Origin of the sequence: Streptomyces sp. CB02058, from assembly GCF_001905505.1 — a bacterium.
GTDB lineage: Bacteria > Actinomycetota > Actinomycetes > Streptomycetales > Streptomycetaceae > Streptomyces.
In genome coordinates this window covers 659,684-679,145 of sequence record NZ_LIPG01000003.1, presented here as the reverse complement: position 1 = coordinate 679,145, position 19,462 = coordinate 659,684, and the positions used below count along the sequence as shown (strand labels likewise).

Sequence of the window (19,462 nt, the reverse complement as noted above, 5' to 3'; positions counted from 1 at the left end):
CTCATCCCCCACCGTTCCGGAGAGGAACACCGCCATGAGGACATTCCGCAGGAGCCGCATCCGCGCGGCGTCGGCCGCCGCCGTGACCCTGGCCCTGGGCTGTACGGCCCTCGCCGCCCTGCCCGCGACCGCCGGTGCCGCGGCGGCGGGCGGGCTCGTGGTCCAGTACCGCACGAGCGCGTCCGGGGCCACGGCCGACCAGAGCGAACCATGGCTGAAGGTCCGCAACTCGGGCAGCACGAGCGTGCCGCTCTCGGACGTCAAGGTGCGGTACTACTTCAAGGCCGACTCCGCCTCGGCCGCGTACCGTTTCGCCTGCTCCTGGGCCGTGAAGGGCTGCGCGAACATCACCGGGACGTTCGGGACCCTGCCGAACCCGACGGCCACCGCCGACCGCTACCTGGAGATCGCCTTCACCGCGGGCGCGGGCAGCCTCGCCCCGGGTGCGGACACCGGTGACATGCAGCTGCGCTTCCACCGTGCGGACTGGCAGTCGCTGAGGCAGAGCGACGACTACTCGTTCGGCGCGGAGCGGAGCACCTACGCCGACTGGTCCCGGGTCACCGCACGGTTGGGCGGGGTCACCGCCTGGGGCGAGGCGCCGGGAGGCGAGGGACCGACCGATCCGACCGATCCTCCCACCGACCCGCCGGCCGACGGGGCCACGCTGTTCGACGACTTCGACTACTCGGGCCACACGGACCCGAGGATCGCGGCGAACGGCTGGAGCGTGCGCTCGAACTCCGGCGGCCCGGGTGTCCCGGGGGCCGTGTGGGCGCCCGAGAACGTCACCTTCGCGAGCCAGAGCGGCAACTCGGTGATGAACCTGGAGACGTCGACCGCGGGCACCGGCGCCTCGACGGTGCAGACCGAGATCCTCACGAAGTCCATGAAGTTCCGCAACGGCACCTACGCGGCGCGGGTGAAGTTCAGTGACGCCCCGAGGTCGGGGCCGGACGGCGACCACCTCGTCCAGACGTTCTTCACGATCAACGACCTGAAGGCGCCGATGGCGGACGACTACGCGGAGTACGACTTCGAGTACCTGCCCAACGGCGGCTGGGGCGAGCCGTCCAACATCCTCTACACGACGTCCTGGGAGACCTACCGGCCCGACCCCTGGGAGGCCGTCAACCAGCACAGCGAGGCCCGCGTGAGCTACGCCGGGTGGCACGACCTGGTGGTGACGATCGACGGCGACGCCATCACGTACTACGTGGACGGGCAGCCGTTCGGCACGCACGGCGCGGCCTACCTCCCGGAGCGGCCCATGTCGATCAACTTCAACCAGTGGCTGATCGACCTGGCGGGCCAGACCAGCACCACGCCCCGCTCGTACGACCAGCAGGTGGACTACGTGCTGCACGTGAAGGACCAGGTCCTCTCGCCCGCCCAGGTGTCGGCTCTGGTGAGCGGGTACCGGGCGGCGGGCACGAGGTTCAAGGACACGGTGCCGGCCGTCTGACCAGGCACGGGTGAGCGGAAGCGGGGTGGAGGGCGGGCCGGCCTCCACCCCGCTTCCGTGTGCCCGGGATTCGGCTCGCCTCTTGACAGCCTCGCCACCCGCCAGGCAATCTTCCGTTAAGCAGAAACTAACTTCCGCGATACGGAAGGAGCGCACGATGGGTTACTCGGACCAGCGCTTCGATGTGAACCTCTCCATCCTCTTCACCGAACTCCCGCTCCTGGAGCGCCCGGCGGCGGCAGCCGCCGCGGGCTTCACCGCGGTCGAGCTCTGGTGGCCCTGGATCGAGACCCCCACCCCCGCGCAGGCCGAGCTCGACGCCCTGAAGAAGGCGCTCGACGACGCGGGCACCCAGCTGGTGGGGCTGAACTTCTACGCGGGCCGGCTCCCGGGCCCGGACCGCGGGGCACTCTCGCTGCCCGGCGAGGAGTCCGACCGCTTCCGCGCCAACATCGACGTGGCCGCGGACTTCGCGGCCTCGGTCGGCTGCACGGCGCTCAACGCGCTGTACGGCAACCGCGTCGAGGGCGTCGACCCGGCCGTCCAGGACGAACTCGCCCTGGAGAACCTCGTCCTGGCCGCCCGCGCCGCCCACCGGATCGGCGCGACCCTCCTGATCGAGACCCTCAACGACACGGAGTCGCCGCACTATCCGCTGGTCAGCGCACCGGCGGGCGTAGAGGTCGTCGACCGCGTCAACGAGGCGACGGGACTGGGCAACGCCACGTTCCTGCTGGACCTCTACCACCTGTCGATGAACGGCGAGGACCTCAGCCAGGTGATCAAGGCGTACGCCGCGAAGACCGGCCACGTCCAGATCGCCGACAACCCGGGCCGCGGCGCGCCCGGCACCGGCTCGCTCCCGCTGGAGCGGCTCCTCGACGAGCTGGCCGAGGCCGGTTACGACGGCCGGGTCGGCCTGGAGTACAAGCCGGGCGACCGGCCGAGCGCCGAGGCGTTCGACTGGCTCCCCGCCGAGCACCGGCCGGCCCGCTGAGGGCCCCCGCCCCACGTACACACGCTTACCGGAAGGCACCCTCATGAGCAGCAACCTCCCCAAGGTCGCCTGGATCGGGCTCGGCATCATGGGTTCCCCCATGTCCGAGAACCTCGTCGAGGCCGGTTACCAGGTGACGGGCTACACCCTGGAGCAGGACAAGATCGACCGGCTCGTCGCGGCGGGCGGCCGGGGTGCCGCCTCGATCGCGGAGGCGGTGCGCGACGCCGACGTCGTCATCACGATGGTCCCGGCGTCCCCGCAGGTCGAGGCCATCGCCTACGGCCCCGACGGCATCCTGGAGAACGCCCGGAAGGGCGCCCTGCTGATCGACATGTCCTCGATCACCCCGCAGACCTCCGTGGACCTCGCCTCGAGCGCGAAGGACAAGGGCATACGCGTCCTGGACGCCCCCGTGTCCGGCGGTGAGGCCGGTGCGATCGAGGCCGTCCTGTCCATCATGGTCGGCGGCGAGCAGGGCGACTTCGACGCCGCGAAGCCGCTGCTGGACGCGCTCGGCAAGACCATCGTGCTGTGCGGGCCGCACGGCTCCGGCCAGACAGTGAAGGCGGCCAACCAGCTGATCGTCGCGGTCAACATCCAGGCCTGCGCCGAGGCCGTCGTCTTCCTGGAGAAGTCCGGTGTCGACCTCGCCGCCGCGCTCGACGTGCTGAACGGCGGGCTCGCCGGCTCCACGGTCCTGACCCGCAAGAAGGACAACTTCCTCAAGCGGGACTTCGCTCCGGGCTTCCGGATCGACCTGCACCACAAGGACATGGGCATCGTCACGGACGCCGCCCGCAACGTCGGCGCCGCGCTGCCGGTCGGCGGGGTCGTGGCCCAGCTGGTCGCGTCCCTGCGCGCGCAGGGCGACGGCGGCCTCGACCACTCCGCGCTGCTGCGCTCCGTCGAGCGGCTCTCCGGCTCGCAGGTCTGACACCCCCGGCCCTCCAGGGCCCCCCGAACTCCGGGTCGCGGCGGCGCTGACACCTGTCCTGTCGCGCCCAGGCGCCGCCGCGTCCCGGAACCCACTCCTCCAATTTCAACAAACTGTTGACGTGTCGATCCCGGCGAATCTACGCTCCTGAGGCCGTCAGCAGCCCCGTACGGAAGGCCTCCATGTCCCAGCGTGTGCTCACGACCGAGTCAGGCGCCCCGGTCGCCGACAACCAGAACTCCGCCACGGCCGGCGCCGGCGGGCCGATCCTCCTCCAGGACCAGCACCTGCTGGAGAAGCTCGCCCGCTTCAACCGTGAGCGCATCCCGGAGCGCGTCGTCCACGCCCGCGGCTCCGGGGCGTACGGCTACTTCGAGGTGACGGACGACGTCACCGGCTTCACCCGCGCCGACTTCCTCTCCGAGGTGGGCCGCCGCACCGAGACGTTCATCCGCTTCTCCACGGTCGCCGACTCGCTGGGCGGCGCGGACGCGGTGCGCGACCCCCGCGGCTTCGCCCTCAAGTTCTATACGAACGAGGGCAATTACGACCTCGTGGGCAACAACACCCCGGTCTTCTTCATCAAGGACCCGGTGAAGTTCCCCGACTTCATCCACTCGCAGAAGCGGGACCCCTTCACGGGCCGCCAGGAGCCGGACAACGTCTGGGACTTCTGGGCGCACTCCCCCGAGTCGACGCACCAGATCACCTGGCTGATGGGCGACCGCGGCATCCCCGCCTCGTACCGCCACATGAACGGCTACGGCTCGCACACGTACCAGTGGACGAACGCCGCGGGCGAGGCCTTCTTCGTCAAGTACCACTTCAAGACGAACCAGGGCGTGCGCTCCCTGTCCGCCGGGCAGGCCGCCGAACAGGTCGGCAAGGACGCCAACTCCCACCAGACGGACCTGCTCCAGGCCATCGAGCGCGGAGTCAACCCGTCCTGGACGCTCCACGTGCAGATCATGCCGGCCGCCGAGGCGGCGGAGTACCGCTTCAACCCCTTCGACGTGACGAAGGTGTGGCCGCACAGCGACTACCCGCTCCAGCGGGTCGGCCGCCTGGTGCTGGACCGCAACCCGGACAACGTCTTCGCCGAGGTCGAGCAGGCGGCGTTCTCGCCGAACAACTTCGTGCCCGGCATCGGCCCGTCCCCGGACAAGATGCTCCAGGGCCGGCTGTTCGCCTACGCCGACGCTCAGCGCTACCGGCTGGGCATCAACCACACCCAGCTCCCGGTCAACGTGCCGAGGGCGGCCACCGCCGACAACTACGGGCGCGACGGGCTGCACGCGACACGCCACGGCTCGCGCCAGGACAAGAACTACGAGCCCAACTCGTACGCGGGCCCCGCCCAGACGGGCCAGGCACTGGCCGCGCCGCTCCAGGTGCACGGCTGGACGGGTACGCACGAGGCTCCGGCCCACACGAAGGACGACGACTTCTTCCAGGCGGGCGAGCTCTACCGGCTGATGTCGGCCGACGAGAAGGACCGTCTGATCGCCAACATCGCGGGCGGCCTCTCGCAGGTCACCCGTGACGACGTGATCGAGAAGAACCTCGCCCACTTCCACGCCGCGGACGCCGACTACGGCAAGCGCGTGGAGGAGGCCGTCCGCGCCCTGCGCGAGGACTGAGCCTCTCCCAGGCCCTGCCGGGGCCGCGCGGACCCGGATGAGGGGAGCGCGCGGCACCGGCAGGACGGGACCGCGGCGGCGGACGACGCCAGTGCGGTGGCGAAGGGCCGGGCGGCCCGCTCCAGACCTGAAGGAGCGGACCGCCCGCGGCCCGCGGCCCGCCGTCGCGGTCGCTGTGAACAGGAAGCAGGTGCGGGGGGTGCGGTGTACGCCGGGCATGCGTGCGCCGCACCCCCCGCACGCATGCCCGGCACCGGTCAGCCCGTGTCGGGGAGCCCTTCCTCCGGCAGGTCGAACAGGCGTTGCGCGCGTACCCCGTTGTGCTGCCGCAGAGCCGTCACCCACGGCCAGTGGTCCTCGGGCACCAGCCGGGGGCAGGCGATGCGGTGCGGGATGCGGCACCTGGTGCCGGGCAGCGGCTCGGCGTCCCAGAGGTTCATGGCGGTCCCGGTCGAGGTGATGACCCACCGCCGCCGGGGCGGAACGGTGTGGGCCGGGACGAGGATGCGGGGTTCGAGGAGGATCCAGTGCCCGGCGTACGAGGTGGCGTACCGGTCCTGCCGGAGATCGCAGAAGGGGCACTCGGGCGGAGCCGGCGGCCTGGGCGCGGTGGCGCCTTCGAGGAGCGCCTGGAAGTCGTCGTCGGGCGGGTCCGGGCAGGACGAGGTGGTCTCGGAGTCCCCCATGGACCAATGATCCGGGCGTGGTCCGCGTTCTGGTAGAACGCGATCCGGCTGCGCCGGGCGGGGATGGAGCGTGCCCGTGGTTCGCGGCACGCCCCATGAGGCGTGCTCAGGCGCACGCGGCCCGCGCCGCATGGCCGATGTGTGCCTGCGGCCGACGCCTCGGAACTGCCGCACATGAGTACGGAAGCGGATGGCGGCCACTGTCCCCGTACCCACAATGACCGTATGAGATTACCGGGTTCAGCGGTCCGCGCCTCCGGAGGGCGATCCGTCGCCGCGACCCTCCTGCTGGCCCTCTCCTTGTCCGCCTGTTCCTCCTCCGACCGGGCCACGAGTCCCGAGGAGGTGCGTGAACTCGCGGACGGCGCACCCGCCCGGGAGGCGCGCCAGGAGATCGAGGACCACCTCCGGGCCGTCGTCCGTGCCTACGACGGCAAGACCCCGCTCACCCTCGGCCTGGTCGCGGTGGACGACCGGTGCGTCGGCGGTTCGGCGAAGGAGTGGTTCTTCCAGACCGGCGACGACCAGTACAGCATCCGCTGTCACCTGCACGTCACCGCCTGGTTCGGAGCGGACCCCGCCCGGACCGCCGAGGTCCTGGACGCGGTCTTCACGGCGGGCGACCACGCCGCCCAGGCCGGCGCCCCGGCCGCCTCGGTTCCCTTCGGCCACAGCGACTACCACCGGCGCCTCGTCGACTACTACCGGGACCGCGGCCCGAACCCGACGGGCCCGGACACCCCTGAGCCGGCCCAGATCTCCGACACGTCGCAGACCTTGTCCTGGGACACCGTACGCAGCTCCGTGAGGACTCGGGTCGAGGAGCCGGAGGCGTGCGTGGACGACGATCCGCCCGTGACTCGGTGCCTGCGCGAGCCCGCGTCGACGACGGTGGCACAGGTGCGCGCGCGGCACGGGATGGTGTTCCGGCTGGACCTCGGGAACGCCGAGTACTACAAGGTGCCGAAGGGCGAGGACCCGGCGCGGACCGGCTGACGGGCGTACGGCGGCGGCCCCCGCCCCCTGTCGGAGGGGGCGGGGGCCGCGGCCGTCCGGGGTCAGGACACCGTCAGCGGCCGGATCGCCGTCGGCGCGTGACCGGGCTCGGTCGCCACGTCCTCGAACTCGTTGACGGACGCGATGTCCGAGCCGCTCATCGAGATGTTGGTGACGCGCTCCAGGATCGCCTCGACCACCACCGGCACCCGGTGCTCCGCCGCGAGCTTCTTGGCCTCCTCGAAGGCGGGCAGCAGCTGGTCGGGCTCGGTGACCCGGATCGCCTTGCAGCCCAGGCCCTCGACGACCTTGACGTGGTCGACGCCGTAGACGCCCAGTTCCGGGGAGTTGAGGTTCTCGAACTCCAGGTTGACCTGGAAGTCGATGTCGAAGTTGCGCTGCGCCTGCCGGATGAGCCCCAGGTAGGAGTTGTTCACCAGCACGTGGACGTACGGGATGCGGTGCTGCGCGCCCACCGCGAGCTCCTCCAGCATGAACTGGAAGTCGTAGTCGCCGGAGAGGGCGACGACCGAGCCGTCCGGGTCGGCCGTGGCGACGCCCAGCGCGGCCGGGATCGTCCAGCCGAGCGGCCCGGCCTGGCCGCAGTTGATCCAGTGGCGGGGCCGGTAGACGTGCAGCATCTGCGCGCCCGCGATCTGGGAGAGGCCGATGGTGGTGACGTACCGGGTCTCGGGGCCGAACGCCCGGTTCATCTCCTCGTACACCCGCTGCGGCTTCAGCGGCACGTTGTCGAAGTGCGTCCGGCGCTGGAGGGTCGCCCTGCGCTCCTGGGTGGACGCCGCCCACCGCGCGCGGTCCTTCAGCTTCCCTGCCGTCCTCAGCTCGCGCGCCACCTCGACGAAGAGCTCCAGGGCCGCCTTCGCGTCCGAGGCGATGCCGAGGTCAGGGGCGAAGATCTTGCCGAGCTGGGTGGGCTCGATGTCGACGTGGACGAAGGTGCGGCCCTTCGTGTAGACGTCCAGCTTGCCGGTGTGGCGGTTGGCCCAGCGGTTGCCGATGCCGAGGACGAAGTCGGACTCCAGGAAGTTCGCGTTGCCGTAGCGGTGCGAGGTCTGGAGGCCGACCATGCCCGCGTTGAGCTCGTGGTCGTCCGGGAGGATGCCCCAGCCCATCAGGGTGGGGACGACCGGGACGCCGGTCAGCTCGGCGAACTCCACCAGGAGTTCCGACGCGTCGGCGTTGATGACGCCGCCGCCCGCGACGAGCAGCGGGCGCTCGGAGGCGTTGAGCATCTCGACGGCTCGCTCGATCTGCTTGCGGCTCGCGGCGGGCTTGTGGACGGGCAGCGGCTCGTAGAGCTCGGGGTCGAACTCGATCTCGGTGAGCTGCACGTCGATCGGCAGGTCGATGAGGACCGGTCCCGGCCGGCCCGTGCGCATCAGGTGGAAGGCCTGCTGGAAGACGCCGGGGACCTGCGCGGCCTCCAGGACGGTGGTCGCGGCCTTGGTCACCGGGGCCGCGATCGACGCGATGTCGACGGCCTGGAAGTCCTCCTTGTGCAGGACGGCCGTCGGGGCCTGGCCGGTGATGCAGAGGATCGGGATCGAGTCGGCGATGGCGGAGTAGAGGCCGGTGATCATGTCGGTGCCCGCGGGCCCCGACGTACCGATGCAGACGCCGATGTTCCCGGCCGCGGCACGGGTGTAGCCCTCGGCCATGTGGGAGGCACCCTCGACATGGCGGGCGAGGGTGTGGTGGACCCCGCCGGAGGCCTTGAGAGCCGCGTAGAACGGGTTGATCGCCGCACCCGGCACACCGAACGCGTTACTGACGCCTTCGCGCTTGAGGATCTCAACTGCCGCTCGGGCAGCGGTCATACGAGGCATTGAGTGCTCCTGCTCGGACGTGGTGGATTCGGGCTCTGTCGCGCCACCTGAGAGCACCTTTTCCGTATTGCGGAAATTTTGTTCTGCTATACGGAATCAATTTAGGGCGACCCCGGACGGCCGTCAAGGGAGCGCGGGGCGACGGGCACGAACGCGGGACGGCCACGGAAGGGCGCGGGCGAAGATTGGGCCGCGAAGTACGCCGAGTTCCTCCCCCGGGCATCGCTCTTGGTGGACGATGGGGTACGGAACGCAGTCGCCGCGGGGAGCGGCGGGAGGAAGGGGCCGTACGTGGAGTCCGTACCCGTGCGCTGCCCGGTCTGCCGCCGGGAACACGCGTACATCACTCCGGTGTATCCCTGCCCGTGCGGCTCCCCGACCGCCCCGCCGCTGATGCGCGGCGCCCCGGCGGTGCCCATCACGCACCGCACCTGGAACGACGACTGGGTGAGCGTGCGCTGCCACTCCTGCGGGCGGCGCGACCAGTGGCCGCACCCCGAACTCTGCTGCCCCTGCGGTGCGGTGCTGCGGATTCCCGTGCGCCCGGTGGCCACGCACGGGATCACGCGGCCCGACGCCGGTCCGGCCACTCCCTCGCACATACCGCTGCCGCGGACCGCCGCCCATCCGAGGCCGTCGTTCCGGCCCCTGGTGATACGCACGGCGCGCGACGCGGTGAGCACCGCCGCGCTGTATCTGCGGTGGCTGGGCTACCGCGACGTCATCCAGCCCGAGGTGCGGCCGAGCTCCCGGATCGACCTCCGCGCCGCCGGCCTCATCGCACAGGTCGACGCCACGACCCGGCCCACGGCCCTGCGCGACGTCGAGTGCCTCTGGCTCAACGCGCTCAACTCCTCGGTGTCCGGCGTGCTCTTCTCGCTGGCCGGCTACACGGACGAGGCCCGCTCGCGCGCGGACGGCCTCGCCATCCCGCTGTTCGTCCTCGACCTCACCGGTACACCCCAGCCGGTGAACGGCCCGGCCGACGAATTGATCAGCGCCGGCCCCTGACACCGCATGATTTCGGTCACCTGTGCCCTGCCGGACGCATATGTTCGAGGCGTTGTCAGTATGAGGACGTAGAGTGAAGGCATGGTCTTAACTCCTCGGCATCCCACCCACTCCACCCACGTATTCCTGACCCAGCCCGCCCACCCGTCCGCCGTCGAGGCGAACGAGGCGATCCGCGCACTCGTCGACGAGCGGGCCGGACAGGACTGGACCCCGGTGGAGGCCGCGGCGTACGAGGTCCTGCTCATCGAGTGGGCGGCGGCCACCCAGGGCGTGGGCTCCGGCGTCACCGAAGCCGCCTGACCGACCACCGCCCGGCCCGGTCTACGCGCCGTACCCCTCCCGGAGTTCGACCTTGCGTACCTTCCCGCTGACGGTCATCGGGAAGGCGTCCAGAATCCGCAATCCGCGCGGAATCTTGAAGTGCGCCAGCTGCTCGTGGCAGTAGGCCTTCAGCTCCTCCAGCGTCGGAGGGTCGGCCGGGTCACGGGGAATGACACAGGCCAGGATCTCCTCGCCGTACCTCGCGTCCGGCACCCCGACCACCTGGACGTCCGCGATCTTCGGGTGGCTGTAGAGGAACTCCTCGATCTCACGCGGATAGACGTTCTCGCCCCCGCGGATGATCACGTCCTTGATCCGGCCGACGATCTGGACGTATCCGTCCTCCCGCATCACCGCGAGATCACCGGTGTGCATCCAGCGTCCCGCGTCGATGGCTTCGGCCGTCCGCTCGGGCTGCTCCCAGTAACCGAGCATCACGCTGTAGCCCCGGGTGCACAGTTCACCCGGCTCGCCGCGCGGCAGGGTCACTCCGGTCACCGGGTCGACGACCTTCACCTCGAGGTGCGGCATCACGCGCCCGACGGTCCCGGTGCGGCGCTCAAGGTCGTCGTCCATGCGGGTCTGGGTGGACACCGGTGAGGTCTCCGTCATCCCGTAGCAGATGGACACCTCCTCCATGTGCATCTCGGCGACGACCCGCTTCATCACCTCGACGGGACACGGCGATCCGGCCATGATCCCGGTCCGCAGCGAGGAGAGGTCGTACGAGGCGAAGCCGGGCAGGCCGAGCTCCGCGATGAACATGGTGGGCACGCCGTAGAGCGAGGTGCAGCGCTCCTGCTGGACGGCGGCCAGCACGGCGGCGGGCTCGAAGGCCGGGGCCGGGATGACGACGCAGGCACCGTGCGAGGTGATGGCGAGGTTTCCCATGACCATGCCGAAGCAGTGGTAGAACGGCACGGGCAGGCAGACCCGGTCCTGCTCGGTGTAGGCGACCATCTCCCCCACGGAGTAGCCGTTGTTGAGGATGTTGTGGTGGGAGAGCACGGCCCCCTTGGGGAAGCCGGTGGTGCCGGAGGTGTACTGGATGTTGATCGGGTCGTCGCAGGACAGCTCCGCCTCGCGCGCCGCCACCTGCTCACGCGTCACCGCCCCCGAGGCTGCGGTCAGCTCGTCCCAGGACGGGTCGCCGATGTAGTGGACGGACCGCAGCGCCGGGCACTCGGCGCGGACCTGGTCCACCAGCGCCCGGTAGTCGCTGGTGCGATGGGCGAGGGACGCGATCAGTACGGAGATCCCGGCCTGGCCCAGCACGTACTGCAGCTCGTGCGCGCGGTAGGCGGGGTTGATGTTGACCATGACGGCACCGATCCGGGCCGTGGCGTACTGGACGAGGACCCATTCCGGGCAGTTGACCGCCCAGATCCCGACCCGGTCGCCCTTGGCCACCCCGGACGCCATCAGCCCCCGGGCGAGCTCGTCGACGTCGGCGCCGAAGCGGGCGTACGTCCAGCGGCGCCCGGACGCCACATCGACCAGCGCCTCCCGCTCTCCGAACGCCTCGACCGCGCGGTCCAGATTGCGCCCGATGGTGTCGCCGAGCAGAGGGGTGTCGCCGGTGCCGTGCGCGTAGGAGAGGCCGCTCATCGCAGGTCCCCCTCGTCGAACTCGGTGCCGGCGCCCCGCGCGGTGTGCTCGCGCAGTTCGATCCTGCGGATCTTCCCCGAGACGGTCTTCGGCAGGTCGGCGAACTCCAGCCTGCGGATGCGCTTGTACGGGGCGAGGACCGACCGGGAGTGCTCGAACAGCACCTTGGCGGTGTCGGGGCCGGGCTCCCAGCCCGCCGCGAGCACGACGTACGCCTTCGGGACGGCGAGGCGCACCGGGTCGGGGGCGGGCACGACCGCGGCCTCGGCGACCGCTTCGTGCTCCAGCAGGGCGCTCTCCAGCTCGAACGGCGAGATCTTGTAGTCCGAGGCCTTGAACACGTCGTCCGCCCGGCCCACATAGGTGATGTAGCCGTCCTCGTCGCGCGAGCCGATGTCGCCGGTGCGGTAGTAGCCGCCCGCCATCGCCTCGGCCGTGCGCTCCGGGTCGCCGCGGTAGCCCGTCATCAGGCCGACGGGGCGGGCGGACAGGTCGAGGGCGATCTCGCCCTCCGACGCGCCCGGTTCACCGGAGACCGGGTCCAGCAGCTCGACCTTGAATCCCGGGCTGGGCCGGCCCATCGAGCCGGCCTTGAGGAGCTGGCCCGGTGAGTTGGCCACCTGGACAGAGGTCTCCGTCTGGCCGAAGCCGTCCCGGATGGTGACGCCCCAGGCGCGCCGGACGCTCTCGATGACCTCGGGGTTGAGCGGTTCACCGGCCGCGACGACCTCGCGCGGCGGCGTACCCAGCTGGGTGAGGTCGGCCTGGATGAGCATCCGCCAGACCGTGGGCGGGGCGCAGAAGCTGGTGACGGCCGAGCGGTCCATCTCCGCCATCAGCCGGCCGGCGTCGAAGCGCGTGTAGTTGAAGATGAAGACGGTGGCCTCGGCGCTCCACGGCGCGAAGAGGTTGGACCAGGCGTGCTTGGCCCAGCCGGGCGAGGAGATGTTCAGATGGACGTCGCCGGGCTTGAGGCCGATCCAGTACATCGTGGACAAGTGGCCGACGGGGTACGAGAGATGGGTGTGCTCGACCAGCTTCGGGCTCGCGGTGGTGCCGGAGGTGAAGTAGAGCATCAGCGGTTCACCGGCGTCGGTGTCGCCGTCCGGGGTGAACGTGTCGGATGCCTTGTCGGCCCCGGCGTAGGAGAGCCAGCCGTCCACGTCGCCGCCGACGGCGACACGGGTGTAGTCGCCGGGCACCTCGTCGAACTTGGCTGCGTCCGCCGACCGTACGAGGACGTGGCGCACCCTGCCGCGCTCGACCCGGTCGCGCAGGTCGACCGGGCCCAGCAGCGGGGTGGCGGGGATGACGACGGCGCGCAGCTTCATCGCGGCGAGGGCGGTCTCCCACAGCTCGGCCTGGTTGCCGAGCATCACGAGGATCCGGTCGCCCGCGGCCACTCCCTGGTCCCGCAGCCAGTTCGCCGCCTGGTTGGACCGGGCAGCCATTCGGGCGAAGGAGATCTCGGTGCGCCCGCCGTCCTCCTCCACGATGTGCAGGGCGGTGCGGTCGTTGTTCTCGGCGATGGCGTCGAACCAGTCGAGCGCCCAGTTGAACCGTTCCGGCCGGGGCCAGCTGAAGCCCTCGTAGGCCGCCGCGTAGTCCTCGCGGTGCTCGATCAGAAAGTCCCGGGCCGCCCGGAACGTCTCCGTCGCACTGGTTGCCGGCATGTGCCCTCCTCGTTGCGGACCCGTCCTTTAACATCATGTGAACAGTGACCCGGATCTCACCACCCCCGGACGGGGGTGAGGTCGCGAGGCCGGACAGGGCGGTGTGTCATCGGCATGGCGGAAGCAGGCGAGGAGACGGAGCTGCGGGCGGCTCTGCTGCGGCTGCGCCGGACCAGCGGGCTGCCGGTGGTCTTCGGCGGCCTCCTCCGGGACGCGCGCCACGCCCGGATCTCGGAGCTGAGCGGAGCGCAGACCATCGCGCTGCGCGGGCTCATGATCTCGGCGGGCAGCGGGCTCGGCGGCAAGACGATCGCCTTGTCGCGGCCGTGCGCGGTCACGGACTACCGCTCCGCCCGCCACATCAGCCACGAGTACGACACGGCGGTAGCGGCCGAGGGCCTGCGCTCGGTCCTCGCGGTGCCCGTCGTCGTACGCCGTACGGTGCGCGGGGTGCTGTACGGGGCGCTGCGTGCGCCGCTCACGCTCGGGGACCGCACCTTCGACGCGGCGGCCTCGGCGGCCCGTGACGTGGAGCAGGCCCTCGCCGTACGGGACGAGGTGCAGCAGCTCCTCGCCGCCACCAGGGAGCGGCTCACCGACCCGGGGGCGGGCTCCTCCACCTGGGAGGACGTCCGTGAGGCGCACCGGGAGCTGCGGGCGCTCGCCCCGAAGATCGTTGACCAGGAGCTGCGCGACGAGCTCCTCGCGGTGTGCGGCCGGCTGGCGTCGGCCTCGGGGGCGGACCGCGGATCACCGGCGGTCCGGGTGCGGCTGGCGCCGCGCGAGCTGGATGTGATCGCCTGCGTCGCGTCGGGAGCGACGAACGCCACGGCGGCCGAACGGCTGGGTCTGAGGCCGGAGACCGTGAAAAGCTATCTGCGGTCCGCGATGCGGAAACTGGGGGCGCACACCCGGCTGGAGGCCGTGGTGGCGGCTCGCCGGGCGGGGCTGCTTCCCTGAACGGCTCTCGACGAACGGGGGGTTCGACGGCGTGGTGTCCATCGATCAGTATCTTGCCTTCGCGCTGATGTCCCTGCTGGTGATCGTGATTCCGGGGCCGAGCGTGCTGTTCGTGATCGGCCGGGCGCTGGCGCACGGCCGCCGTACGGCTCTGGCCACGGTGCTCGGCAATGTCGCCGGCTCCTATGTGCTGGTGCTGGCGGTCGCGCTGGGAATCGGTTCGCTGGTGGAACGGTCCGCGCTGTTCTTCATGGTGGTGAAGCTGGCGGGTGCCGCGTATCTCGTGCATCTGGGCGTCCAGGCGTTCCGGCACCGCAAGGAACTGAGCATGAGCACGATGGCCCAGGGCGCCGGGCAGCCGGCGCGAGGTGATCTGCGGACGGTCGCCGACGGTGTGTTCGTCGGTGTCACCAACCCCAAGGGGATCGTGTTCTTCGCCGCCGTCCTGCCCCAGTTCGTCGATCACTCGGCCGGGCACCTCGCCGTCCAGATGCTGCTTCTGGGGCTGGTGCCGATCGCGATCGGGACGGTCACGGACACCCTGTGGGGGCTGGGTGCCTCGGCGGCCCGGGACTGGTTCGCACGCTCGGACCGGCGGCTGTCGATGATCGGCGGCGCGGGCGGGTTCGCGATGGTCGGCCTGGGTGTGACGGTGGCGGCCACGGGCCGGGCGGACTGAGGTTCCTCAGCCGCCGAAGTCGACGAACGCGGCGAACCGGACGTCGTAGGCGGGCCTGGGACACATGACGCCCAGCATCTCCACGGCCTCCTGGGCGATCTCGTCGCGGGCGGCCCGGCCGAGCCGCCCCAGGGCCTGCACGGTGACGACCGCCTCGTCGGCGGTCTCGTCGAGGCGCCAGATCGCGGCCAGGAAGCCGTCGGCCAGGACGGTCCCGTAGGACTGGTTGCCCACACCGTTGCGCCCCTTGTACTCGGGCGGGATCACCCTGGTCCGGTCGGCGTGGCCGAGCAGCACGTTGTCGAACTCGGGCAGGAAGCGCGGCGGGGCCGGGGTGTCCGGGTCGGGGTGGGGGGCGTCCGGCAGGTCGAAGAGCTCGGCGCCGCTGTCGTCGCGGAAGGTGACCAGGCTCGGCCGCAGCCGTTCGAAGACCTCGCGCATACGGGTGAGTCCGGCCCACATCTGCATGTCCTTGACCGACGCGGGCCCGAAGGCGGCGAGATAGCGCAGCACGGTCGCGTCGGGCGTGGCGGCGGGCAGCGGCGGGCTGCCCAGCCAGTGTTCGGCGGTCGTCAGGGCGACCTGCCCGCTGCGCCCCCAGAGTCCGCGCGGGGTGACCTGGACCAGGGGCAGGCGGCACCGGGCGGCGACGCCGAGCGACTGCGGGTCGGCGTCGGGCCAGTGGGGGCGCAGCTCCTGCCGCAGTTCCTTCAGGGTGCGCGGCCGTTCCTCGACGAGCTCCCTGGCGAGCACCGTGAGGCGGTCCAGGTCCACGCCCTCGAGCCCGGTCCGGAACATGTTCAGCTCCCGGTCGCGGGCCGGCTGGACCAGGGGGCGCAGGGTCAGGGCGTCCTCGGCGGTGTGGGTGTGGATGGTGGAGCGCAGGGTGACGATCCTGACCACCTCGCGGGACTCCATGAGCGCCGAGAGCTCGGCCGGGTCGAAGTCCGCCAGCCGTGCGTGGAGCTGGAAGTAGGGCGGCCTGGTGTTCTGGGCCTGGAGGCCGACCAGCCCGCCGATGGCCTCCTTCGCCGTCACGGCGGCGCGGCGGAGCAGCAACTGCCGTTCCATCGTCGCCCTGTTGAGCGCGCGGGTGGAGAGCACGGGAGCGTTCCTGTCGGCCATGCTCCGCAGATTACGCGGGCGGGCCCGCCCCGGCCGGTTGAAGAGCGACACTCGCACGGCCCGCGGAGCCGCGGACCGGGGGGCGTCGGCCCTCATGATGGGGCGGGTGATCAGCGTCCTGTTCGCCGTCCTGACCGCGCTCAGCAACGGCTCAGCCTCCGTCCTGCAGCGCCGCGCCGCCCTCGACGTCCCCGACAGCGAGGCGATGCGTCTGTCGCTGGTCGGGCATCTGCTGCGTCAGAAGGTGTGGCTCGCCGGTATCGGGCTCGTGATCGTCGCCGCCGTCTGCCAGGCGGTGGCGCTGGCCACCGGCCCCATCGCGGTGGTCCAGCCGATCTTCGTGATCGAGCTGCCCGCGACCCTGATCGTCGCCGGGTACGTCATGCGGGTCCGGATTCCGCGCCCGGTCTGGGCGGGGGTGGCCGCCGTGACGGTGGGCCTGGCCCTCGCGATGGCCGCGGCGGCACCGGTCGGCGGCAGCGACGAGGTGCAGGGCGCGGCCTGGGTCCCGGCGCTGATCGCGACCGGGATCTTCGAGGCCGTGCTGATCACGGCGGCCCTCGGCATCCGCGGCGACACCCGGGCGGCGCTGCTGGGGCTGGCCGCGGCCTGCGGTTACGCGCTGACCGCCGCGCTGATGAAGGACGCGATGGCACGGCTGGACAGCGACGGCGCGGTGGGCCTGCTGACGGCGTGGCAGCTGTACGCCACGGCGGCGGCCGGTGTCGGCGCGCTGTTCCTCCTCCAGAACGCGCTCCAGGCCGGCAGCCTCGTCGCCGTACAGCCGATGCTGACGCTCGGGGACGCCCTGATCAGCGTGCTGTACGGGGTGACGCTGTTCGGCGAGGTGCTGCGGACGGGGTGGTGGCTGCTGCCGCAGCTGGCCGGGCTCGCGCTGATCGCCGTGGGCTGCGTGGTGCTGGCGCGTTCCCCTCTGGCGGCGGCGAACGCGGGCCCGCCGCCCCGGGTGGAGTGAGCCGGTCAGGGCCGCCCGCCGGCGGGGACCTCCTCGCCCGGCGGCACCGGTCCGGGCGGGGTGCCGTCGCCGAAGGGCCTGCCGCCCAGCTGCTCGCGGTGGTGCGGGGTCCGCCAGCCGGACAGGTCGGGGCCGAGGGGCACGATGCCGGTCGGATTGATGCCGGTGTGCACCTGGTGGTAGTGCCGCTTGATGTGGTCGAAGTCGACGGTGTCGCCGAAGCCGGGGGTCTGGTAGAGGTCGCGGACGTACGCCCACAGGACCGGGTCCTCGGCGAGCTTCGAGCGGTTGCACTTGAAGTGCCCGTGGTAGACGGCGTCGAAGCGCACCAGCGTGGTGAACAGCCGGATGTCCGCCTCGGTGATCGTGTCCCCGACGAGGTAGCGCTGCCGGGCGAGGCGTTCGGAGACCAGGTCCAGGCGGCGGAACACGTCGACGTAGGCCGCCTCGTACTCGCCCTGTTCCGAGGCGAATCCGGCGCGGTAGACGCCGTTGTTGACGTCCCGGTAGATGCCGTCCATCACCTCGTCGATCTCGTCGCGCAGTCGCTCGGGGTAGAGGTCCGGGGCGCCGGGGCGGTGCAGTTCGGTCCACTCGGTGGCCAGGTCCAGGGTGATCCGCTGGTAGTCGTTGGTGACCAGGGCACGCGTCGGTACGTCGACGATGGCGGGCACGCTGACCCCGCCCGGGTAGCCGTGCTCCCGGGCGTCGTACGCCTCGCTCAGGAAACCGATGCCGAGCACCGGGTCCTTGCCGCCTTGGTCGAGGGTGAACCGCCAGCTGCGGTCGTCCTGGATCGGATCGGCGACCGCCAGCGAGAGGGCGCTCTCCAGCCCGAGCAGTCTCCGTGACACCAGGGCGCGGCTCGCCCAGGGGCAGGCGCGGCTGACGACCAGCCGGTAGCGCCCCGCCTCGACGGGCCAGCCGTCACGGCCGTCGGCGGTGATGCGGTCGGCGAAGTGGCTGCGGGAGCGCTTGAAGGGCTTGTGGCCGTACGAGGTGTTCCCGTTCGGCCCCCGGTCCTCGGTGTCGTTCATCGGGTGCTCCTCGTTTCCTCGGTGGATCGGGAGGTCTCGAGACGTCTTCTTCCCCGTCGGCCCGCCCCGACATCGGCCAGCGCCACGATCAGAGCCGCGAGGACGAACGCGATCGAGACGACGAGCCCGTGGTCCAGGGCCGCCGCCCAGTCGCCGGAGCCCAGCTTGGCGAAGAAGACGGAGCCGACGGCGGCGATCCCGATGGCCGAGCCGACGCGCTGGCTGGTCTGGAGGGTGCCGCCCGCGCTGCCCGCGTTGTGGACCGGCACCTCGGAGAGGGTGAGGGTCTGGTTGGGCGCGATGACCAGTCCGCTGCCCAGCCCCGCCAGCAGCAGCGGCGCGGCCATCGCGAGCCCGGCGCCCCTGCCCGGCACCAGGTGGGCGGCGAGCGCGGTCAGCCCGAGCCCGACGGCCACCATGGTCAGGCCCACGACGATGAGGGGCCGCCCGAAGCGGCCGACCAGCCGCCCGCCGATGCTGGCCGACGCTCCGGCGCCCAGCGCGAACGGGGTGATCGCGAGCCCCGCCTCCAGGGCGCTGTAGTCCAGCCCGGACTGCAGATAGAGCGTGGTGATGAAGAAGATCGAGGTGAAGCCCGCGAAGTACAGCAGGATCATCAGACAGCCGAGCCAGAAGGCCCGTAGCCGGAAGAGCGCCAGATTCAGCACCGGCTGGACACCGCGGGCCGCGCAGCGGGAGTCCCAGGCGACGAACGCGCCCAGCAGCACCAGGGCCACCGGCACGAGCAGCCACTTGCCGTCGCCCTGCCACTGCTGGGCCTGGACGAAGGGCAGCAGCAGGGCCAGCACCCCCGCCCCGAGGAGCAGGACGCCGAAGGGGTCCAGGTCGCGCGGGCGCACCCGGCCCGCCGACGGGGTGTCGGGGAGCAGTCTGTGGGCCAGCACGAGGCAGAGCGCCCCGATCGGGAGGTTGACGTAGAACACCCAGCGCCAGCCCTCCTGCTCCCCGGCCCCCTGGATCAGCAGGCCGCCGAGCAGCGGTCCCACGGCGGTGGAGATGCCGACCACCGTGCCGAACATGCCGAAGGCGCGGCCCCTCTCGCGTCCGGAGAACATCTGCTGGATCAGCGCGGAGATCTGCGGCGAGAGCAGCCCGCCCGCCGCTCCCTGGAGCAGCCGGGCGATGACCAGCCAGAGGCTGGACTGCGCGGCCCCGCAGGCGGCCGAGGCGAGGGTGAAGAGGGTCAGCCCCGCCATGAACACCGCGCGCCTGCCCCGGGCGTCGCCGAGCCGTCCGCCGGGGATCAGGACGAGCCCGAAGGCGAGTGCGTAGCCGGACAGCACCCACTGGAGGTCGGACTCCGGGGTGTCGAGGCCCTCCTTGATGGACGGCAGCGCCACATTGACGATGGACACGTCCAGCAGGGTCATGAAGCCCGCCACCAGGCAGACCGCGAGGGCACGCCAGCGACGGGGGTCGGAGGGACCGGTTCCGGGCTTGCCCGTGTCCCGGTGTTCCGTGCTCTCTGACATGCCCCGCA

Annotated in this window: 17 protein-coding genes; 10 read left to right on the top strand and 7 right to left on the bottom strand. The window is 71.4% G+C overall.

Features of this window, described 5'->3' with window-relative positions:
• The first annotated feature begins 34 nt into the window (after nt 1–34).
• The 4 genes from AMK10_RS16560 to AMK10_RS16545 all read left to right on the top strand — a co-directional run bounded on the left by AMK10_RS16560 (nt 35) and on the right by AMK10_RS16545 (nt 5,039).
• Complete coding sequence (locus tag AMK10_RS16560; protein ID WP_073748558.1) at nt 35–1,465, top strand: cellulose binding domain-containing protein; 1,431 nt, start codon at nt 35–37, stop codon at nt 1,463–1,465.
• Between the two features lie 157 nt (nt 1,466–1,622).
• Nucleotides 1,623–2,462 carry a TIM barrel protein gene (locus AMK10_RS16555; RefSeq protein WP_073748557.1) on the top strand — a complete coding sequence of 280 codons (840 nt, stop codon included), beginning with the start codon at nt 1,623–1,625 and terminating at the stop codon, nt 2,460–2,462.
• A 43-nt stretch (nt 2,463–2,505) separates the two neighbouring features.
• Nucleotides 2,506–3,399 (top strand): 2-hydroxy-3-oxopropionate reductase, encoded by an 894-nt coding sequence (locus AMK10_RS16550; RefSeq protein ID WP_073748556.1) that lies wholly within the window; start codon nt 2,506–2,508, stop codon nt 3,397–3,399.
• 182 nt (nt 3,400–3,581) lie between these two features.
• Nucleotides 3,582–5,039 carry a catalase gene (locus AMK10_RS16545; RefSeq protein ID WP_073748555.1) on the top strand — a complete coding sequence of 486 codons (1,458 nt, stop codon included), beginning with the start codon at nt 3,582–3,584 and terminating at the stop codon, nt 5,037–5,039.
• Between the two features lie 257 nt (nt 5,040–5,296).
• Here AMK10_RS16545 and AMK10_RS16540 read toward each other — a convergent pair whose 3' ends face one another.
• Entirely contained in the window at nt 5,297–5,725 is a 429-nt protein-coding gene (locus AMK10_RS16540; RefSeq protein WP_073748554.1) for a DUF6083 domain-containing protein, read from the bottom strand.
• A 225-nt stretch (nt 5,726–5,950) separates the two neighbouring features.
• On the opposite strand from AMK10_RS16540, the gene AMK10_RS16535 reads away from it, so the two are divergent.
• A complete protein-coding gene (locus AMK10_RS16535; protein ID WP_143194959.1) occupies nt 5,951–6,721 on the top strand; it encodes a hypothetical protein in 771 nt (256 codons plus the stop codon).
• A gap of 62 nt (nt 6,722–6,783) precedes the next feature.
• Here AMK10_RS16535 and gcl read toward each other — a convergent pair whose 3' ends face one another.
• Nucleotides 6,784–8,568: a glyoxylate carboligase gene (gene gcl, locus AMK10_RS16530; RefSeq protein ID WP_073748552.1), complete on the bottom strand. Its 1,785-nt coding sequence runs from the start codon at nt 8,566–8,568 to the stop codon at nt 6,784–6,786.
• A gap of 291 nt (nt 8,569–8,859) precedes the next feature.
• On the opposite strand from gcl, the gene AMK10_RS16525 reads away from it, so the two are divergent.
• On the top strand, nt 8,860–9,579 hold the full coding sequence (locus AMK10_RS16525) for a hypothetical protein (RefSeq protein ID WP_073748551.1): 720 nt from the start codon (nt 8,860–8,862) through the stop codon (nt 9,577–9,579).
• Nucleotides 9,580–9,660: 81 nt separating this feature from the next.
• Nucleotides 9,661–9,882, top strand: a complete 222-nt coding sequence (locus AMK10_RS16520) for a hypothetical protein (protein ID WP_073748550.1) — start codon at nt 9,661–9,663, stop codon at nt 9,880–9,882.
• Between the two features lie 21 nt (nt 9,883–9,903).
• On the opposite strand, the gene AMK10_RS16515 is transcribed toward AMK10_RS16520, so the two are convergent.
• Nucleotides 9,904–11,511 (bottom strand): AMP-binding protein, encoded by a 1,608-nt coding sequence (locus tag AMK10_RS16515; protein ID WP_073748549.1) that lies wholly within the window; start codon nt 11,509–11,511, stop codon nt 9,904–9,906.
• Entirely contained in the window at nt 11,508–13,184 is a 1,677-nt protein-coding gene (locus AMK10_RS16510; protein WP_073748548.1) for an AMP-binding protein, read from the bottom strand. The genes AMK10_RS16515 and AMK10_RS16510 overlap by 4 nt, the downstream gene beginning before the upstream one ends.
• Before the next feature lie 114 nt (nt 13,185–13,298).
• Here AMK10_RS16510 and AMK10_RS16505 point away from each other — a divergent pair, with 114 nt between their 5' ends.
• Nucleotides 13,299–14,144, top strand: a complete 846-nt coding sequence (locus tag AMK10_RS16505; protein ID WP_073748547.1) for a response regulator transcription factor — start codon at nt 13,299–13,301, stop codon at nt 14,142–14,144.
• 31 nt (nt 14,145–14,175) lie between these two features.
• Nucleotides 14,176–14,823 (top strand): LysE family translocator, encoded by a 648-nt coding sequence (locus tag AMK10_RS16500; protein WP_073748546.1) that lies wholly within the window; start codon nt 14,176–14,178, stop codon nt 14,821–14,823.
• A 6-nt stretch (nt 14,824–14,829) separates the two neighbouring features.
• Here AMK10_RS16500 and AMK10_RS16495 read toward each other — a convergent pair whose 3' ends face one another.
• The gene (locus tag AMK10_RS16495; RefSeq protein WP_073748545.1) at nt 14,830–15,948 is read right to left on the bottom strand and encodes a winged helix DNA-binding domain-containing protein; all 1,119 of its coding nucleotides are present in this window, start codon (nt 15,946–15,948) and stop codon (nt 14,830–14,832) included.
• A gap of 106 nt (nt 15,949–16,054) precedes the next feature.
• Between AMK10_RS16495 and AMK10_RS16490 the strand changes: the two genes are divergently transcribed.
• Nucleotides 16,055–16,924, top strand: coding sequence for a DMT family transporter (locus tag AMK10_RS16490; RefSeq protein ID WP_073749295.1), 870 nt, complete (start codon nt 16,055–16,057; stop codon nt 16,922–16,924).
• Between the two features lie 5 nt (nt 16,925–16,929).
• Here the strand turns inward: AMK10_RS16490 and AMK10_RS16485 are convergent, their stop codons facing one another.
• Both AMK10_RS16485 and AMK10_RS16480 read right to left on the bottom strand, forming a co-directional pair.
• Nucleotides 16,930–17,961, bottom strand: a complete 1,032-nt coding sequence (locus AMK10_RS16485; protein ID WP_073748544.1) for a glutathione S-transferase family protein — start codon at nt 17,959–17,961, stop codon at nt 16,930–16,932.
• On the bottom strand, nt 17,958–19,454 hold the full coding sequence (locus tag AMK10_RS16480; protein WP_073748543.1) for an MFS transporter: 1,497 nt from the start codon (nt 19,452–19,454) through the stop codon (nt 17,958–17,960). Before AMK10_RS16480 ends, AMK10_RS16485 begins: the two co-directional genes overlap by 4 nt.
• Between the last annotated feature and the right edge of the window lie 8 nt (nt 19,455–19,462).

What these genes read in the sequence shown, in the direction of transcription:
- AMK10_RS16560 (WP_073748558.1), top strand. Translation starts at nt 35, where the DNA reads ATGAGGACATTCCGCAGGAGCCGCATCCGCGCGGCGTCGGCCGCCGCC.
- AMK10_RS16555 (WP_073748557.1), top strand. Translation starts at nt 1,623, where the DNA reads ATGGGTTACTCGGACCAGCGCTTCGATGTGAACCTCTCCATCCTCTTC.
- AMK10_RS16550 (WP_073748556.1), top strand. Translation starts at nt 2,506, where the DNA reads ATGAGCAGCAACCTCCCCAAGGTCGCCTGGATCGGGCTCGGCATCATG.
- AMK10_RS16545 (WP_073748555.1), top strand. Translation starts at nt 3,582, where the DNA reads ATGTCCCAGCGTGTGCTCACGACCGAGTCAGGCGCCCCGGTCGCCGAC.
- AMK10_RS16540 (WP_073748554.1), bottom strand. Translation starts at nt 5,725, where the DNA reads ATGGGGGACTCCGAGACCACCTCGTCCTGCCCGGACCCGCCCGACGAC.
- AMK10_RS16535 (WP_143194959.1), top strand. Translation starts at nt 5,951, where the DNA reads ATGAGATTACCGGGTTCAGCGGTCCGCGCCTCCGGAGGGCGATCCGTC.
- gcl (WP_073748552.1), bottom strand. Translation starts at nt 8,568, where the DNA reads ATGCCTCGTATGACCGCTGCCCGAGCGGCAGTTGAGATCCTCAAGCGC.
- AMK10_RS16520 (WP_073748550.1), top strand. Translation starts at nt 9,661, where the DNA reads ATGGTCTTAACTCCTCGGCATCCCACCCACTCCACCCACGTATTCCTG.
- AMK10_RS16515 (WP_073748549.1), bottom strand. Translation starts at nt 11,511, where the DNA reads ATGAGCGGCCTCTCCTACGCGCACGGCACCGGCGACACCCCTCTGCTC.
- AMK10_RS16510 (WP_073748548.1), bottom strand. Translation starts at nt 13,184, where the DNA reads ATGCCGGCAACCAGTGCGACGGAGACGTTCCGGGCGGCCCGGGACTTT.
- AMK10_RS16505 (WP_073748547.1), top strand. Translation starts at nt 13,299, where the DNA reads ATGGCGGAAGCAGGCGAGGAGACGGAGCTGCGGGCGGCTCTGCTGCGG.
- AMK10_RS16495 (WP_073748545.1), bottom strand. Translation starts at nt 15,948, where the DNA reads ATGGCCGACAGGAACGCTCCCGTGCTCTCCACCCGCGCGCTCAACAGG.
- AMK10_RS16485 (WP_073748544.1), bottom strand. Translation starts at nt 17,961, where the DNA reads ATGAACGACACCGAGGACCGGGGGCCGAACGGGAACACCTCGTACGGC.
- AMK10_RS16480 (WP_073748543.1), bottom strand. Translation starts at nt 19,454, where the DNA reads ATGTCAGAGAGCACGGAACACCGGGACACGGGCAAGCCCGGAACCGGT.